This window comes from Microbacterium sp. NPDC060117, assembly GCF_042729315.1.
Lineage (GTDB): Bacteria > Actinomycetota > Actinomycetes > Actinomycetales > Microbacteriaceae > Microbacterium.
Genome location: NZ_JBHWXR010000004.1, coordinates 211,267 through 228,161, shown reverse-complemented (window position 1 = coordinate 228,161; position 16,895 = coordinate 211,267). Strand labels below are relative to the sequence as shown.

The window sequence follows — 16,895 nt, the reverse complement described above, 5'->3', positions numbered from 1 at the left end:
CCACGACGGCGGCGCAACGGTGCCGGGCCTCGGCGGTGCAACGGTGCCGGGCCTCGGCGGCTCAGGCGCCCTCGACGCTCCCCGCCTGCAACGGCCTCTGCGCGGACCGCGCCGGATCCGGCTCGGCGTCGGGTGCGGGCGCGACGGCCTCGGCCGCACCGGGACGGGCCGGCTCGGCGTCTCCCCTGCGGCGATGCCACCAGCGCAGTGCGTGGTCGATGCCGAACCCGAGGATGACGGCGAACACCACCGCGACGCCGACTCCCAGCAGCGGGTTGTCGTGCACCCATTGGCCGGCGAGCAGTCCGATGCCCAGCGCGTAGGCGACCCACGTGATGCACGCGAAGAGGTCGTAGAGGAAGAACCTGCGATGCGGGAAGCCGGTCTGGCCCGCCATGTAGTTCACCGCGACGCGACCCCACGGGATGTATCGCGCGGTGAAGATCAGCGCCGCGCCGCGCTTGTCGAGCTCGTACCGGGCCCACTCGAACATCTTGTGCACCCGCGGCCGGCGCATCCACGCCCAGCGCTCGGTGCCGATCGTGCGGCCGAGCAGGTAGGCCATGTTGTCGCCTGCGACCGCGCCGACCAGGGCGACCAGCCCGAGCACGACGAGGTTCGGCTCACCGCTCTGCAGTGACAACGCGGCGAGCGCGACGAGTGCGGTCTCGCTGGGCAGGATCGTGGCGAACCCGTCGATGAAGAAGAACACCAGCAGCACCGGGAACAGCCAGAGCTGCCCCGCAGCGTGCAGCAGCCAGGCGTTCAGCAGATCCATGCCATCCACGCTACGGCGCGCGGGAACCGCCGTCGTCATACCTGAGAGTGATGTTCCGAACTGTTCACGGCGGCGGTATCGCATGGGGTCGTTGAGCGAGCACCGACCCTTCGGCGCGCTTCGCTCGCTCAGTGCGGGTCTCCGCGAGGCGCGAGACGAGACGCTGTGACCTCGCAGGGGCCCCGCTCAGCGCGCGATCGCGTGCTCCGCGCACGGCACCGCCACGCACGTCGCGCAGACCACCGCCTGCTGCCGGCACGACGGATCGGGGCAGTTCGCGGTGCGGTTCGTCGCGGCGCCGCAGCCGGCGCACACCCCGATGACCGCCGCGTGATCGGAGAAGTCGACGGATCCGCGCCCGTCGAACACGTACAGGGACCCGTCCCACAGGCCGTCGTCGCCGTATCGCTCGCCGTATCGGACGATCCCGCCGTCGAGCTGGTACACCTCGCCGAAGCCGCGCGCCGTCATAAGACTGGACAGCACCTCGCAGCGGATCCCGCCGGTGCAGTAGGTGACGACCGGCCTGCCCTTGAGGTCGTCGTAGGCGCCGGAGTCGAGCAGACCCACGAAGTCGCGTGTGGTCTCCACCTCGGGCACGATCGCCCCGCGGAAGCGACCGATCCCGGCTTCCAGGGCGTTGCGCCCGTCGAAGAACACCACGTCCTCACCGCGTTCCGCCACGAGCTCGTGCAGTGCCTCCGGGGTGAGCCGTGCACCGCCGCCGACCACTCCCCGTCCGTCGACCTGCAGCTCGCCCGGCGCTCCGAAGGAGACGATCTCGTCGCGCACCTTCACGCTGAGCTTCGGGAAGTCGACGCTGAGCCCGTCGGCGTCGACCGCCGTGCCCTCGCTCCACTTCACGTCCGCGTCACGGAACGGCGCATAGGAGCGGAACGAGCGCAGCCACTTCTTCATCGCGGGCAGGTCACCGCCGAGGGTGCCGTTGATGCCGTGCTTCGAGATCAGGATGCGTCCGCGCAGGTGCAGCGCCTCGCACAGGTCGCGCTGCCAGAGACGGATCGCCTCCGGATCCGACAGGGGCGCGAAGGCGTAGAACAGCACGATCTTCGGGGTGGGCACCCAGCGATCCTAGTTCGACCGGACGGCCGTCGCTGCGCCGGGCGCCGCCGCACGATCGCACGAATCCGGGCACCCCGTCCGCGGGAAGCCCCCGGGGATCATGTCAGCCCTCCGCGTCCGCCCGCGAGCGTCGGCGCGACCAGGCTCCCGCCGACTCGCTGGACAGGGCGAGCAGCGCGAGGCACTGCAGCGACGCGGCGAGGAGCGTGCCGTTGAGGCCGAGCGTCGCCGTGCCGTCGAGGTAGTCGATCGCCGTGGAGAGCACGCCGATCGCCAGCAGCATCATCAGGATCGCCCGGGAGCGCCGCCCGCGCCGCAGCACGAACCAGGCCATGAGCAGCTGCGCGAGCGAGATGAGCACTCCGAACCCGAGGAACCCGATCAGCACGGCCGTCTCCAGCGTCCGGCCTGACGAGAGCACAGCCTGCACGCCCGGATCGGCCGCGGCCCCGACGGTCAGACCGAGCACATCCAGGACCGCTCCGATCACGACGACGCCCACGGCGAAGAACGTCGACAGCGGCGCCCGCCGCATGGAGCGTTCGGCCGTGGTGCGCAGGGATTCACCGCGCCCTTCGACCGGGGCGCCGGCGGCATCCGCGTCGAAGAACTCGTCTGCGCCTTCGTCCGCTTCGCCCTGGGTCATGCGCACGCGGGTCACGTCGAGGATCGGCAGATCGCCGTCGGTGATGAACCGATCGCCGCCTCCGTTGCGGGAGTGGTACCCGGTGGTGAAGTCGTGAAGGAGTCGGACCTGCACCGCGGCGTCCGCGTCCCGTGCGCTCTGCACCACGAAGTCGCGTTCGACGTCGGTGTTCTCATCGATCCGGTGGGTCACCTGCAGGGTGAACAGGCTGAGCCCCACATCGGTGTCGTAGGTGCCGGCGCCGAGCCAGTCCGTCTTGGCCCCGCCCGGCAGCAGCCAGCCGGGCGGGCAGTGCCAGAACCGCACGTGGTGACGCTGTTTGGGGTTGCCCGCCACCTCCTGCTGGTACGCGACGTCGTGCCGACGGCCGAACAGCATGAGCGGCGACACGGGCGCCGTCGGATAGCTGCGCCGGGTGAGCGTGGATGCGATGATCCCCCAGGTCGAGGCGGCCGTGATCTCATCGGCACGGTGCCACCCGGCCCTGGTCATCACCTCGTCGAGCTGCGCCGCCGTGCCGTCGACGCCGAGATTGACCGGATCCCCGAGGAGGCCGTCCCCCGTGCGCGTGCGCCCGAAGAAGTAGTCCGGCACGTAGAGGTCGCTGAGCAGGCGGTGCAGCCGAGGCAGCACGAGGTACGCCATGATCGCCCACACCGGGATGAACAGCAGCAGCGCCCAGGGCGACCGGACGCCCTCGATCGAGATGATGATCGCGAGCCAGACCGCCGAGGCGGTCCCGATCAGGAACGCAACCCGGTCGAACACCGTGGAGGACGGCAGCGGCTGCTGCATCTGCAGCGCCCAGCGGCGCCTGGACGGGTGCTGCGCGTCGCTCACGGCTGCCCTCTCCTTCGCGGTCGTCTCTCATCCTGGCACGGAGGCCGAGTGCTCGCCCGGCTGCCGGTCAGGACCATCCCGTCGCATCGGATAGGATGGTCAGGTTGTATTCCTGGTGACGTGTCCGAGCGGCCGAAGGAGCACGCTTGGAAAGCGTGTGTTGTGCAAGCAACCGCGGGTTCGAATCCCGCCGTCACCGCCAGATGCGAAGCGCCGCCCCGATGATCGGGGCGGTGCTTCGTTCGTCTACTGCTCGTTCGCCGGGATCCGGATCCCGTACGTGGTGCTGCCGTCGCCCGAGGCGAGCTTCGCGAAGCCGAGCCGCTCGTAGAACGCGCCCGCGGAGAGGTTGTCGGCATTCATACCGAGATGCAGGGCCGGCACGCCGCGGCGACCCAGCTCGGCGAGCAGCGTGTCGATGAGCCGTCGGCCGAGGCCCTGTCCCTGGGTCTCGGGCAGCAGGTCGATGTGCAGGTGCGCGGGATACTCGCGCACGACCGGGTCGTCACCGGGCTTCTGCCGGTCGCCGTAGGCGATGAAGCGATCCTGTGCCGTCGGCTCGGCCGCACCCGACGCCCGGTAGCGGTCCCGTCGGGACGGCCACCACTCGTCGCGGAACCACGCGGCGAACGCGTTGGTGTCGTCGGTGGCGACGACGTATCCGATCACGCGCGCGTCGTCCGCCTCGACCACCCAGCACAGTCCAGGGTCGCGCCGCGCGTACGGCACCGCGAACAGGTCACCCCAGAGAGCGTCGTCCTCGAGCATGCCGGTCGCGTCGGCGCCGACGTCGGCGGTCTTCACGCACACGTCGTAGAGGCCGTCGACGTCTTCGGAACGGAACGGTCGGATGCGTGCCACGGAGTGCCCTTCGATCGGCGCCATCGGTCTCGACACGGTCCTGAGCGAGAGCGTCCGCCGTCTCGCTGCGCTCGCTCGGGAGCCACGGGACGAAGGATGCTCAGGGACCGGCGGATCCCTTCAGCCTAGCGAGCCGGATCCGCCCAGGATCCCCGGTGTTCCGCCTCCTCGATCACGCGCGGCAGCCGAACCCAGCGCCACAGGACGGCCGCCACCAGGAAGGCCGCGCCCGCGCCGATCAGCGCACCGCCGACCGTGTCGCTGAACCAGTGCACGCTGAGAACCGTGCGGGAGAAGCCCATCGCCACCGTCCACACCGCTGAACCGATCGCCACCCACAGCGTCGGGAACAGGAACCACAGCACCACCGCGAGGGTCGCGGCGTTCGCGGTGTGGCCGGAGGGGAAGGATCCGAAATCTGAAGCGATCAGCAGATCCTGCGGGCGGGCACGGCCCAGCGCCTTCTTCACGAGCTGCACGACGCCCGCGCTCACGACGAAGGCGATGAGCGCGAACAGGGCGCCGCGCCAGCCCCGCACGAGCCAGGCGAGCGCGGCGATCACCAGGGGCGTGAGGATCGTCGCGACCCATCCCCCGCCGAGCACGTTCATGACCAGCGCCCAGCCGACGAGCACGGGACCGCGCCACTCGACCATCTCCAGGTTCCAGGCGTCGTCGAGCGACACGATCGCACCGGGCGCCGCAGCCAGCACCACGGCGGCGGCGAGCGCGGCGGTCACCCCGATGATGCCGAGGACGAGGGCGAGCCGACGTGTCATCCGGCCATTCTCCCCCGGGCGCACCGAAGCAGCCCGCATCCAGCGCCGGTGCCACGCCGGTGGCGCGACGAAGGCCGGGTCCCGCGAGGTGCGGGGCCCGGCCTCCGAGGCATCGGGAGCTCAGCCCTTCGTCGCGCCGGCCAGGAGACCGCGCACGAAGAACCGCTGCAGGGCGAAGAACACGATCAGCGGAACGATGATCGAGATGAACGTTCCGGCCGACTGCAGATACCACTGGTTGCCCCATGTGCCGGACAGCGAGTTCAGCGTCTGAGTCAGCGGCAGCGATGACTCCGGCGCGAAGATCGTCGCCACCAGCAGGTCGTTCCACACCCACAGGAACTGGAAGATCGCGAACGACGCGATGGCCGGCATCGCCAGCGGCAGGATGATGCGGAAGAAGATCTGCCCGTGTCCTGCCCCGTCCACGCGGGCGGCCTCGACGACCTCCCCCGGGATCTCCGCGATGAAGTTGTGCAGCATGAAGATCGCCAGCGGCATCGCGAAGATCGCGTGCGCGATCCACACCGTGGCGAAGCTGTGATCCACATCGCGGAGGGTGAAGCCGGGGAAGATCTGCGTGCCGAACAGCGTCAGTCCGCGCGAGAACAGCGACAGCAACGGCACCAGGGCCATCTGGATCGGCACGATCTGCAGCGCGAAGACGAACACGAAGACGAGGTTCTTGCCCTTGAAGTTCATCCACGCGAAGCCGTAGGCGGCGAGCGACGCGATGAAGATCGGGATCACCGTGGCCGGGATCGTGATCGCCAGCGAGTTCACGAACGAGGCGCCGAGCGTCAGAGCCGTGCCACCGGAGTTCAGGGCGTCGGCGTAGTTGCTGAGCGTGAACGACGGGTTCACGAACGCGGTCCACCAGCCGGTGCTGTTCGAGTCAGCTCCGGGGCGGAACGACGTGACGAACAGTCCGAGTGTGGGCATCGTCCAGAAGATCGCGATGATCACTGCGGCGAACGTGGCGCCTTTCGACGTGAGCCGCTTCTGCGCGGTCGCCTCGTTGCGTCGGGTGTCGCGCTCGACCTGGCGCTTGCTGCGATTGTCGGTGACGATCGCCTGTGTCGCACTCATCAGCGGATCTCCCTCTGCTTGGCCATCTGCCGGGCGTTGTAGATGATGAGCGGCAGCACGAACAGGAACAGCACCACGGCCAGCGCCGACGAATGCCCGTAGCTCTGGAACCGCTGCTGCTGGTTGACCATCTCGAAGCCGAGCACCGTGCTGTTCGCCCGGCCGCCGGTCATCACGGCGACGATGTCGTAGACCTTGAGCGACGCGATCGTGATCGTGGTCAGCACGACGATGAGCGAGGACCGGATCCCCGGTACCGTGACGTTGCGGAACCTCTCCCAGGCGTTCGCCCCGTCCAGCGACGCGGCCTCGATCTGTTCGGTCGGAACCGCCTTGATCGCCGCGGACAGGATCACCATCGCGAACCCGGTCTGGGTCCAGATGAACACGATGAGCAGGCAGATCGTGTTGACGAGCGGCGTCGTGTCCAGCCAGGAGACGGGCTTGCCGCCGAACAGCGTCACGATGGCGTTCAGCAGGCCGATCTGGTCGCCCTGGCGGAAGTCGTAGATGAACTTCCAGATGATGCCGGCGCCGACGAACGAGATCGCGACCGGCATGAACACGAAGACCTTGAGGATCTTCTCGCCGCGGGCGCGGTCGATGAACACGGCGTAGGCGAGTCCGAAGATCGTCGACACGATCGGGGCGATGAGCGCCCAGATCAGCGTGTTGATCACGGACCAGAACCCCTCGGGGTTCGTGAACACCCACTGGTAGTTCTCCAGCGCGACGAAGTCCTTGCCGGTCTTGTCGAAGAACGACTGGATGATCGTCGACACAGCCGGGTAGATGAGGCCGATGATCAGCAGCAGGGTGGCCGGCGCCATGAACAGCGTGAGCTGGAACAGGTAGCCGGATCCCTCACGCGCGCGGTAGTCGGCGAAGAACAGCAGCCCGCCGGCGACCAGGGCGATGATCATGACGTACACGACCGCGTTCTGGTACGGACGCAGCATCATGAACGCCAGCACCGGGATCGCGAAGCAGGCCACCAGACGGAGCCAGAAGTATCCCTTCCCGTGCCGCGGTGCATACTCGATGAGCACGAGCAGGACCCCGGCCACGATGCCGAACACCAGCAGCACGAGAGGGATCTGCAGCAGCGGGTTCAGCCCGCCGAGCCAGGTGAAGAAGCTGTTCAGGGAGAAGCCGAGCGAGGTCGGCCTCGGGCTCTCCGCCGGACCTCCGGCGATGAGGGCGATGAAGACGCCGAGAATCACGATCGCACCCACGATGTAGGCGCCGATCGTGACGGATCGGGAAGCGGTGGTGCGGCCGGAACTCACGGACTCGGTCTTGCGACCGGATCGCGTCGTCTCGGTCGCTGTGGTTTGCGACATGTGGACCCCCTTCGGGTTCGACGGTGAACTCTGTCAGGATCTGCCCCGTGACGACTGCGGGGCCGTCCGCCGATGATGCGGACGAGCCCCGCAGCCCACAGGGTGATGCTCAGACTAGTTCTTGTAACCGGCCTGGATGTCGCTCAGAACCTGGTCCGTCGGCTTTCCGTCGACCCAGCTGACCATGCCCTTCCAGAACGACCCCGAGCCGACGGTGGCCGGCATCAGGTCGCTCGCGTCGAAACGCAGCGTGGTCTTCGGATCCTGCAGCGTCTTCATCGCGTCCTGCAGGAACTGGCTGGAGGCCAGCGAGGCGTCCGCGTTCTTGTTGGCCGAGATGACGCCGCCGAGCTTGACGCGGGCGTTCGCGAACTCCGGCGAGGACATGAACTCCAGGACCTTCTTGGTCGCGGCGGAGTCGGTGAAGCCTGCGACGAACTCGCCGCCGCCCTCGATGGTGTTCTCACCCTCCTTGATGCCGGGGAGCACGAACGCGTACACGTCGCCGTCGGGGGCGACCTTCGGCGCGGCCCCCGCCTTGGTCTTCACGTCGAGGAAGTTCGACGAGAGGAACGAGGCCTGGTGCGTCATGAGGCAGGTGCCGTCGGCGACCTTGGCGGCGACGTCGGCGAAGGCGGTGGAGTTGATGCTCTTCACGTCACCGAATCCGGCGTTGACGTACTTCGGGTCGAGCAGGATCGTGCCCACGGCGTCGAAGGCCTGCTTGATCTGCGGGTCGGTGAACTTAACATCGCCCGCGACCCACTTGTCGTAGACATCGGTGCCGCTCTGGCGCAGCACGAGGTCCTCGATCCAGTCGGTGCCCGGCCAGCCGGAGGCGTCACCCGAGGCGAAGCCCGCGCACCACGGTGCGGCGCCGGTCTTCTCCTGGAGCGTCTTGGTGAGCGTCAGCAGGTCGTCCCAGGTCTTCGGGACCTCGACGCCGAGCTCCTTGAACTTCGCCGGGGAGTACCAGACGTAGCCCTTGACGTTCGCGAGCATCGGGGCGGCGTAGAACTTGCCGTCGATGGTTCCGTACGTCTTCCAGTCCTTGGACCAGTTCTTGTCGACGTTCGCCGAGACCTCCGAAGGAGCCTCCTTGACCTGTCCCGTGCCGACGAGGCTCTTCAGCAGACCCGGCTGCGGCACGATCGCGATGTCGGGGGCGCTGCCGCCGGACACCTTGGTGACGATGTTGCCCTCGAAGCCCTTGTCGCCGGTGTAGACGACCTTGATGCCGGTGTCCTTGGTGAACTGGTCGAAGGACTTGTTCAGCAGATCGGCCTCGGATCCCGTGATGCCGCCGGAGATCTTGACGGTCTCACCCTTGCCGGACGAGTCTCCGCCACCGGACGAGCTTCCCTCGGCGCACCCTGCGAGTGCCAGGCCCGAGACCGCGAGCAGTGCCAGGGGCACGACCAGGCGACGTCGCTGAGACATTCCCATACGTTTTCTCCTTCGAATTCGCGGGGGCGATTTCCCCAGCGCTGGGGGCTCCTCTCAGGAACCGCTTCCAGGCGACACTAGTGACCCATCCGCCCGTTGCGCAACGGCTTTGGATCACAACTGCATAACCGGGCGCGTCCGACGGCGGAATGTATGGGACCGCTCTCAAGGAACCGGTTCCATCCTCTCTGAGATATCGCTATGGTGAGGGAATCCGTTTTCGAGGAGGGGTCGCCGTGACCGGGATCATCGATGTGGCGTTGCGTGCCGGCGTGGCGAAGTCGACGGCCAGTCGCGCCCTCAGCGGAAACGGCTATGTCTCGGCCGAGACCAGGGAGCGCGTCGAGCGCGCCGCGCGGGATCTCGCCTATTCGGCGCACTCGAGTGCTTCGAGTCTCGCGACCGGGCGCACCTCCACGATCGGCGTGATCATGCCGATGGCCGATCGCTGGTACTTCGCCGAACTGCTCGGGGGGCTCCAGCAGGCCCTCATCGACGACGGTCTCGACCTCGCGCTCTACGGCGCCGCAGAAGGCAGCGACGAACGCGCCCGCATGCTGGATCACGCGCTGGCGGGTCGCCGGTTCGACGGCATCATCGCGGTGTGTCTGCAGCCGGGGGCGCACGAGCTGGAGCGCCTGGCCGGCACCGGGCTGCCACTCGTGTCGGTGGGCCCGTTCGCCGACCACGCCGACACCGTCACGATCGACGACGTCGCCGCCGCGCGCGTGGCCACGGAGCATCTGATCGACCTCGGCCACGAGGACATCGCGTTCCTCGGCGACGCGGCGGACGGAGACCGTTTCAGCTTCGGCGAGCACAAGCGCCTGGACGGCTACCGCCAGGCGATGACCGCGGCGGGCCTGGAGAAGCGCATCCGCGCCGTTACCACGCAGTCGACGATCCCCGAGGCGTTCGCCACCGCGGCGGCACTGCTCGCGGACCGGCGGAAGCGCCCCACCGCGATCGCGGCCGTCTGCGACGAGGCCGCCGTGGGGGCGATCATCGCCGCGCAGCGCCTCGGGATCGGCGTGCCCAGCGAGCTGAGCGTGACCGGGATCGACGACCATCGCTACGCCGAGATGTTCAGCCTCACCACGATCCGGCAGAACCCGCGCGAGCAGGGCGCCGAGGCCGTGCGCCTGCTGCGCGCTCGGATGCAGGACCCCGAAGCCCCGCTCGAGCATGTGATCTCCCCGGCGACGCTCGTCGCACGCCAGTCGACGGCGGTCCCGCGCCTCGAGACCGCCCGCTGACCGCTCGGGACGCTCGACCAGCCGCGTCGGGTCGCCCGACGACTCGGTCCGGGGCGCTCGACGAGCCGGATCCGCCGCAGACGCACGAAGGCCCCGGGAGAACCCGGGGCCTTCGCAGCGTCGAAACGCGAGATTACTTGAGGGTGACCGTCGCGCCGGCCTCCTCCAGGGAAGCCTTGGCCTTCTCGGCGGCCTCCTTGTTGGCGCCCTCGAGGACGGCCTTCGGAGCACCGTCGACGACAGCCTTGGCCTCGCCGAGGCCCAGCGAGGTGAGCTCGCGGACGACCTTGATGACCTGGATCTTCTTGTCGCCAGCGGCCTCGAGGATGACGTCGAACGAGTCCTTCTCCTCCTCGGCCTCGGCGCCACCCGCGCCACCCGCAGCGCCGGCGACGGCGACGGGAGCAGCAGCGGTGACCTCGAACTTCTCCTCGAACGCCTTCACGAACTCGCTGAGCTCGACAAGGGTCAGACCAGCGAACTGGTCGAGCAGCTCCTCAGTGGTGAGCTTCGCCATGATGTTTCTCCTAGATAGATGGGGGTTTGTGGGATGAAGACCTCGAGGCTCAGGCAGCCTCGGCGGTCTCCAGCTTCTCGCGAAGAGCGTCGATGGTGGCCGCGGCCTTGCCCATCGTCGCCTTCATCATGCCCGCGGCCTTCGCCAGCAGAACCTCACGGCTCTCCAGCGAGGCGTACTTGTTGACCTCGTCGGCACTCAGGGCGTTGCCCTCGAAGATGCCGCCCTTGATCACGAGAAGCGGGTTCGCCTTGGCGAAGTCACGCAGAGCCTTGGCGGTGGCGACGAAGTCGCCGTGCACGAAGGCGACGGCCGACGGACCCTTGAGGTCGTCGTCCAGCGCCGTGATCCCCGCGTTGTTCGCGGCGATCTTGGTCAGCGTGTTCTTCACCACGGCGTAGCTCGCGTCCTGACGGATGTTGTTGCGCAGCTGCTTGAGCTGGGCAACCGTCAGACCGCGGTACTCGGTCAGCAGGACGGCGTTCGAGTCCTCGAAATTCTTCGTGAGCTCGGCGACCGATGCATCCTTCTGCGCCATGGTCACTCCTTGATGAGTACGGGATGCTCCACGGCGGTGGAGCACCGACCTCGACCGCCGCGCTCTGCAGGCAAACAAAAACGCTCCGGCGCAAGCGCACGGAGCGTGATCCAGGATCTGGAGTTCGTTCGTGTCACCTGCGCGGGCCTCTGCTGATCGGATCCAGGATCCGGCAGTGCTTCGATCGCCTCATGCTCGCGCACACGACGATGACCAGCGGTCTTCGGTTGCCTCAAGACTACGGCATCCCGCCCCCTCCCCCAAATCGACGCCCGTTCTCGCCGCGACCGCACGGGATCTTGCCACGGCACGGATCATTTGCGCGAACATCCCGTGCGCTCGGCAACAACCCGTGCGCTCGGCGGCCCGGCACTCGGCGCCAGGGCGCCGATCCGGGGCGATGGCGTTCATCGTCGACCCGGGACCCCACCATCCGGTGGCCGCACACCGAACGAAGCGAGACGGCGCCCGAGGGCCGCCGGCGTGCCGATGTGCTCCATCTCCCAGCGGGCGAAGCGGTTCTGCGAGATACCGCGGATCCAGTCCTCCCGACGCTTCTCGTCGAAGAGGACCTCCGCTACGGTGCGCCCCGACCGCATCGCCTCGTCGAAGTACTTGTCCTTGCCGTCGAACTCGCCGAAGCAGTGCGCATCGCCGAGTTCGAAGTCCACGAAGAACGTCTGACCGTCCGGTCCCGCCACCGGAACCTGGAGCTCGGGCGCGTCGAACCCGAGCCGTGCAGTTGAAGCCGACTGACGCTCTCACCGGGAAGCTGCGCCCGTCCGTCCGCGAACGCCGCCACCCCCATCGCGCCTGCCGGACGCCTCGCCTCCCGTGAGCGTCGGCGAGGCGGGCGTCGAGCCCGAGGCGCCAGGCCGCGACCGCATCCAGATCCCACTCGCGCAGGCGCAGTGCCATCTGACGCTCCGCGGCATCCGCGACGGAGACGGCGGCTTCCCGAGGCAGAGCGCACAGGAGGTCGAAGACCGTACGCGACAGCGAGGTACATCGGATCCCGTCGACGATCACGACGTCGGAAGCGGGCAACGGCGCCACGTGCCGCCGCACGTCGGGGCTGCTCGACACCCGCCGAGCGGCGGGCATCGTCATGTGCACCGCCGCGCAGCGGATTCGATACAACGGCAAACGCCACAGCACGGCGGCGGATGTGTGTGACATGGCCGCACCGCCGGTGCTGTCTCGCGCGACCGCGATCACATGCGCCCGATGACGCTCCTCGGAGTGGAGCGCTGCACGTTCTGCGCCGTCGATGTACCAGCCGCGCCGGATGTGGAATAACTCGCCCCGCGCGACGGCGGCCGCGAGGCGCCGATCCGTCCATCCGTTCAGGATCAGATCGTCGCGGGAGCGCACCTCGTGCTCGAGCGGCGGATGCGAGGCGCCGACGAGCGGAACCGGATGCGCCGGAGCGGAATCAAACGAGATCATGCCTGATCGTGGTTCCTCCGCCGGCGTCGTAGGTAGCGCTTCACGAGAAAGGTGGAGAACTCCGCGAGCGCGGCCGTTGTGCGGGAGGGCCGGTCGCCCGCCGCCGTCGCACGACCGCACGACCGCACGACCGCACGAGACCCTGCCGACCGTACGGGAACATCGCGCGAACACCCCGTGCACTCGGCAACAACCGGTGCACTCGGCGCCGGCGTGCCGGCGGGGCCGTCCCGGAGCCCGCCCGAGGCGCGCGGCGCGGGCCTCGAGCTCGGTCCCTGCGGCGTGCCAGGGCACCGGCGTCGGCGGGCGGAGGTAGCCTCGATGAGTGACCCCGGAACTCGAAGCGCGCATCATCGCGGACTCCCGCGATCGGGTGGCGTGGCTGCGAGCCAGGGCGCGCGGGATCACGGCCACGGACGTCGCCGGACTCACGAGCGACACGTCGATCGCCCGCGCGGCGGATGCCAAACTCGGCGCGGGACCGCGCTTCGGCGGCAATGCCTACACCGACCACGGTCGGCGTCGCGAGCCGGAGATCGCCGCCTGGGTCGCCGCCACGCACGGGATAATGCCCTCGTCCGCACTGTTCTGCGCCGAGGTCGAGAAGCGCCACCTGGCCACCCCGGACGGCATCGTGCAGGAGTCGGACGGTCGGGTGCTGCTCGCGGAGATCAAGACCACCAACAAGTCATGGCGGTCCATCCCCCGCACCTACCTGCGCCAGGTGTGGTGGCAGCAGCACGTGCTCGGTGCCGAACGGACGCTGTTCGTGTGGGAGGAGCACGACGACTTCCGCCCGATCCACGACGAACCCAAGTCGGTGTGGATCGACCGCGACGATCGCGAGATCGGCCGCCTGGTCGGACTCGCCACGCGCCTGATCGACGAGCTCTACCACCGCACGACGGGTCAGACGCCTCCTCGGCCGGCACCGGCCGCGCCCAGCAGCCGGGATGCACTGCGCGAACGCGACATGTTCCGCGCCCTCGCCCTGGCGGAGTGAATCGAGGGGCGCAGGATCCGCAGCGGATCCCGCTCAGTCCACGGCGTCGAGCGCTCCGCGGCGAACATGGTCAGCTCCCGTTCGCGAACCCGCACGTGGGGCTGTTCAGGATGGGCTTGGTGTAGGTGAGCGTCGACACCGTCGGCGATACCCAGCCGGTCCACGCCTTGGTGCGCACGTTGGAGCTGAACGACTCGCCCAGCAGGCCGCCCAGCAGGCCCGACAGCAGGCTGCTGGTGAACGTGGTCGTGTAGACGCCGTTCGCGTCCGGCCCGGTGGTGGGCACCGCCTGCCAGGCCGTGCCCGCGATCTGCCACTCGGTGTTGGCGGCAGCCGTGAAGCCGGAGTACGGCGCGGTCTGCGCCGACCACTTCCACGTGATCACCATGATGTTGCCGCCGAGCAGCGCGCTTCGGCACGTCGTCACCGCGGTGATCTGCGGCGGCACCAGCCGCACCGCGCTGACGCCGGTTCCTCCCGCGAATTCGGGATCGGTGTAGGACGCGTCGGTCTGCGGCAGCGGCGGGGCGAACAGGATCAGCCCCAGGACGAGGACGCCGAGGGCCGCGAGCACTCCGTGGATCGCCTTGCGTAGCACGCCCGCCCGCGACATCAGTCGTCGCCTTCCCGCCGACGACGCGCAGCGACGACGAGCATCCCGGCAGCGGCGATGACGAGCACGCCTCCCACCACGAGAAGAGGCACCGGGATCGAGCCGCCCGTCGCCGGAAGGGAGCCGGCCGAACCGGCACCGACCTGCACGCTGTCCCCGAATCCGTCTGCGAGCACCCTGACCCGCGTGGAGGCGCCGCCTTGTGCGTCTCGTCCGACCTTCACGTCGAGACGCAGGTGAGCGACGGTGTCCGACGACATCGCGTCGATCGGCACCGCGCTGCCGTCTCGGGGCACACTCCAGTCCGTGCGCAGGACGCGCGCTCCGGACTCGCAGGTCCCGCCCTGCCACGGCTCCTCGCACATGCGCACATCTGCGACGATCGGCGCCGCACCAGCGGCACTGACCGCGAGCCGCACCGTTCCGGGATCCGGAGCGTGCGCGCTGACCACCAGATCCCAACGGACCGCCTCCCCCTCCCCCATCGCCGCAGCCGTCGACCAGTCCGCACTCGACACGATCCGCAGGTACTGCCCCTGCACGGTCTCGGTCACAACCGCGGCATGCGCCGGTGCCACGGGGAGTACCCCGAGGCATCCTGCCAGCAGGGCTGTCGCGACGAGCCGGATCCGTTTCGTCATGAACCCTGGTCGTCCCCGGTCGCCGCGGGAGCATTCCGAACCCGGCGGCTCGTCCGGGGCCAGAACGCCCAGATCACCAGCGCGGTGGCGCCGAGGGTGAGTCCGCCCAGCACGAACGGGTTCCCGAAGGCGACGATGACGGGCGCCAGGCCCGGGATCGCGAAGCGCACGATCCGCACCGTGCTGACCGGGTAGGGAGCGGGATCGTCCTGCTCATTGGCGTCACCGCGCAGCGTGATGAGCCGCTCGGTCGACGATGCGCCGTCCTCGACAGCGCGCACCCGGTGTGTGACGGGCAGCTGGCCGGGACGGTCCACCGTCACCACGTCGCCGACGTGCACCTGACCGGCCGGGATCTGCTGCACGATCGCGACCGACCCCGCAGGGATCGTCGGAGACATGGATCCGGTCCGGAACATGATGAGCGTGATGTGCGCAGTGAAGGCCAGCACAACCAGCACGATGCAGATCAGGCCGGCGAGCGCGGCGATCCATAGCAGCACTTCGCTCAGCACGCCCCGCGCCTTCGGCCTGGGCCGCGGTGCGCCGGTGTCCGACTCTCGCCGTGCGCGGCGGGTCAGAGATGCCGGGGTCGTCGCCTGGGTCACGATCCTTCTCCTTCTCGTGTTTCCGCGAGATCAGCTCGACGTCGCGGCGAACTGCCATGTCTGGGTCAGCGCCAGCCCCTGCGCCGCATTGCCGACCGTCGAGGGCATGGCGATCGCGAAGCAGTAGTTCACCTGATTCCCTCCGTTGGCGGAGAGGGTCTGCGATCCGGCCGCCGACGTGCTCAGCGCCGCGCCGTCAGCGATGACGACGGTGGATCCGGCAGCGGCGTAGTCGGTGGCCGAGGCGCACTGGGCGGCTGTCACGGTCTTCACTCCGTAGGTGAGGTAGTCGGCGAGCGTACCGGCGGCGTAGGTGCTCGCGGTGAGCTTGACCGTGCCTGCCACCGACGGGTTCGCGGTCTTCACACTGAACAGCGCGTAGACCGTCTTCCCCGGTGCGAGCGCGGCCGCATCCGCCGCGGCGGCGAAGGTCATCGCGATCGCGGTCCCGGCCGTCGAGTGACTCGCGAAGCTCGTGCCGTTGATGCTGCCGACGACGTCGAACCTCCCGGCCGTGAACGAGCCTGTCGCGTACTCGCCGTCGTTCCAGCTCGCGAGCGTAACGGTGGCGCCGACGCCCAGCACCAGCCCGCCGGCGAGGACCGCCCTGATCCGCCTCAGGACGAGCCCACGCCGGCGCGGGCGGAGGCGGCGACGCGTCGTCACGACGGTCGTGGTCTCCCCGGGACGCATGGGATCAGCTCGACGTGGCCGTGAATGACCAGGTCCCGGTCGCAGCCCCTCCCTGGGTGAGGGAGGACTTGGCGGTCGCGACGAAGCACAGCTGCGCGGCGGCACCCGCGGTTCCTGCCGTCGCGCCCTTGGCGAGGGCGACACTGGATCCGGCGGTGAAGGTCGTGAGGTCGGTGCCCGACGCGACGAGGGTTCCGGTCGTCGCAGTCGCATCGCAGGTCGCGGCGGGGGCGATCGAGTAGACCGAGTAGGAGACGTTCGCCGCGTTGGCGCCCGTCCCGGTTCCGGTCGACGCCACGAGCGTCGCATTGTTGGTCGTCGTGCTGTCCAGGCGCACCCAGAACGGCGCGTAGACGACGTCGCCCGGCGAGAGGTTGCTGAACGGCGCGGTGAAGCTCAGGGCGGCGGCCGTGTCGCCCTTCGTCACGTTGTGGTTCGTGAAACCGGCCGTCGCGGACGTCGTGGATCCCTCGAGGTTGAACGAACCGGCGGTGAACGTGCCGGTCGCGAACTCGGAGTCGTTCCAGGCCGCGAGGGTGATGGCCGCGCCGACGCCGAGGACGAGGCCACCGGCGAGCACGGCGAGGACCTTCCGGCGGTTGCGGGTGGTGGGTGTCACGGTGTCCATGAGAATCCTTTGCATCGTGTGGGACCTGATGTCTCCCATACTGGATTCCGGAATACCGGTTGACAAGACCACTGAACAGGTCTT

At 68.8% G+C, this 16,895-nt stretch carries 18 protein-coding genes and 1 tRNA gene; 3 read left to right on the top strand and 16 right to left on the bottom strand.

Annotated elements, in window-relative coordinates:
• Positions 1-61: 61 nt before the first annotated feature.
• The 3 genes from ACFWCK_RS16885 to ACFWCK_RS16875 form a co-directional block, all read right to left on the bottom strand.
• Positions 62-778 (bottom strand): DedA family protein, encoded by a 717-nt coding sequence (locus ACFWCK_RS16885; protein WP_378806946.1) that lies wholly within the window; start codon positions 776-778, stop codon positions 62-64.
• A gap of 186 nt (positions 779-964) precedes the next feature.
• Positions 965-1,861 (bottom strand): rhodanese-related sulfurtransferase, encoded by an 897-nt coding sequence (locus ACFWCK_RS16880; protein WP_378806945.1) that lies wholly within the window; start codon positions 1,859-1,861, stop codon positions 965-967.
• 103 nt (positions 1,862-1,964) lie between these two features.
• Positions 1,965-3,347 carry an LssY C-terminal domain-containing protein gene (locus ACFWCK_RS16875; protein WP_378806944.1) on the bottom strand — a complete coding sequence of 461 codons (1,383 nt, stop codon included), beginning with the start codon at positions 3,345-3,347 and terminating at the stop codon, positions 1,965-1,967.
• Between the two features lie 114 nt (positions 3,348-3,461).
• On the opposite strand from ACFWCK_RS16875, the gene ACFWCK_RS16870 reads away from it, so the two are divergent.
• Positions 3,462-3,549: transfer RNA gene (locus tag ACFWCK_RS16870), tRNA-Ser, on the top strand.
• Positions 3,550-3,593: 44 nt separating this feature from the next.
• Here ACFWCK_RS16870 and ACFWCK_RS16865 read toward each other — a convergent pair.
• From ACFWCK_RS16865 to ACFWCK_RS16845, 5 genes are all read right to left on the bottom strand, one after another.
• Positions 3,594-4,208, bottom strand: a complete 615-nt coding sequence (locus ACFWCK_RS16865; RefSeq protein ID WP_378806943.1) for a GNAT family N-acetyltransferase — start codon at positions 4,206-4,208, stop codon at positions 3,594-3,596.
• Between the two features lie 125 nt (positions 4,209-4,333).
• Positions 4,334-4,987: a phosphatase PAP2 family protein gene (locus ACFWCK_RS16860; protein ID WP_233312745.1), complete on the bottom strand. Its 654-nt coding sequence runs from the start codon at positions 4,985-4,987 to the stop codon at positions 4,334-4,336.
• A gap of 120 nt (positions 4,988-5,107) precedes the next feature.
• Positions 5,108-6,076, bottom strand: a complete 969-nt coding sequence (locus tag ACFWCK_RS16855; protein ID WP_378806941.1) for a carbohydrate ABC transporter permease — start codon at positions 6,074-6,076, stop codon at positions 5,108-5,110.
• On the bottom strand, positions 6,076-7,419 hold the full coding sequence (locus ACFWCK_RS16850) for a carbohydrate ABC transporter permease (protein ID WP_233312747.1): 1,344 nt from the start codon (positions 7,417-7,419) through the stop codon (positions 6,076-6,078). Before ACFWCK_RS16850 ends, ACFWCK_RS16855 begins: the two co-directional genes overlap by 1 nt.
• A gap of 114 nt (positions 7,420-7,533) precedes the next feature.
• Positions 7,534-8,865, bottom strand: coding sequence for an ABC transporter substrate-binding protein (locus ACFWCK_RS16845; protein ID WP_233312748.1), 1,332 nt, complete (start codon positions 8,863-8,865; stop codon positions 7,534-7,536).
• Positions 8,866-9,101: 236 nt separating this feature from the next.
• Here ACFWCK_RS16845 and ACFWCK_RS16840 point away from each other — a divergent pair, with 236 nt between their 5' ends.
• The gene (locus tag ACFWCK_RS16840; protein WP_233312749.1) at positions 9,102-10,121 is read left to right on the top strand and encodes a LacI family DNA-binding transcriptional regulator; all 1,020 of its coding nucleotides are present in this window, start codon (positions 9,102-9,104) and stop codon (positions 10,119-10,121) included.
• Positions 10,122-10,254: 133 nt separating this feature from the next.
• Here the strand turns inward: ACFWCK_RS16840 and rplL are convergent, their stop codons facing one another.
• The 3 genes from rplL to ACFWCK_RS16825 form a co-directional block, all read right to left on the bottom strand.
• Complete coding sequence (gene rplL / locus ACFWCK_RS16835; RefSeq protein WP_233312750.1) at positions 10,255-10,638, bottom strand: 50S ribosomal protein L7/L12; 384 nt, start codon at positions 10,636-10,638, stop codon at positions 10,255-10,257.
• A gap of 49 nt (positions 10,639-10,687) precedes the next feature.
• The gene (gene rplJ, locus ACFWCK_RS16830) at positions 10,688-11,176 is read right to left on the bottom strand and encodes a 50S ribosomal protein L10 (protein ID WP_045273388.1); all 489 of its coding nucleotides are present in this window, start codon (positions 11,174-11,176) and stop codon (positions 10,688-10,690) included.
• A 407-nt stretch (positions 11,177-11,583) separates the two neighbouring features.
• Entirely contained in the window at positions 11,584-11,877 is a 294-nt protein-coding gene (locus ACFWCK_RS16825; RefSeq protein WP_378806938.1) for a hypothetical protein, read from the bottom strand.
• A 1,073-nt stretch (positions 11,878-12,950) separates the two neighbouring features.
• Between ACFWCK_RS16825 and ACFWCK_RS16820 the strand changes: the two genes are divergently transcribed.
• Complete coding sequence (locus ACFWCK_RS16820; protein WP_378806937.1) at positions 12,951-13,628, top strand: YqaJ viral recombinase family protein; 678 nt, start codon at positions 12,951-12,953, stop codon at positions 13,626-13,628.
• Between the two features lie 70 nt (positions 13,629-13,698).
• On the opposite strand, the gene ACFWCK_RS16815 is transcribed toward ACFWCK_RS16820, so the two are convergent.
• The 5 genes from ACFWCK_RS16815 to ACFWCK_RS16795 form a co-directional block, all read right to left on the bottom strand.
• Complete coding sequence (locus tag ACFWCK_RS16815; protein WP_378806935.1) at positions 13,699-14,241, bottom strand: hypothetical protein; 543 nt, start codon at positions 14,239-14,241, stop codon at positions 13,699-13,701.
• Positions 14,241-14,882 carry an LPXTG cell wall anchor domain-containing protein gene (locus ACFWCK_RS16810; protein WP_378806934.1) on the bottom strand — a complete coding sequence of 214 codons (642 nt, stop codon included), beginning with the start codon at positions 14,880-14,882 and terminating at the stop codon, positions 14,241-14,243. Before ACFWCK_RS16810 ends, ACFWCK_RS16815 begins: the two co-directional genes overlap by 1 nt.
• On the bottom strand, positions 14,879-15,397 hold the full coding sequence (locus ACFWCK_RS16805) for a signal peptidase I (protein WP_378806933.1): 519 nt from the start codon (positions 15,395-15,397) through the stop codon (positions 14,879-14,881). Before ACFWCK_RS16805 ends, ACFWCK_RS16810 begins: the two co-directional genes overlap by 4 nt.
• Positions 15,398-15,520: 123 nt before the next feature.
• Complete coding sequence (locus tag ACFWCK_RS16800; RefSeq protein WP_233312756.1) at positions 15,521-16,183, bottom strand: SipW-dependent-type signal peptide-containing protein; 663 nt, start codon at positions 16,181-16,183, stop codon at positions 15,521-15,523.
• Positions 16,184-16,187: 4 nt separating this feature from the next.
• Positions 16,188-16,811 carry a SipW-dependent-type signal peptide-containing protein gene (locus tag ACFWCK_RS16795; protein WP_233312757.1) on the bottom strand — a complete coding sequence of 208 codons (624 nt, stop codon included), beginning with the start codon at positions 16,809-16,811 and terminating at the stop codon, positions 16,188-16,190.
• Between the last annotated feature and the right edge of the window lie 84 nt (positions 16,812-16,895).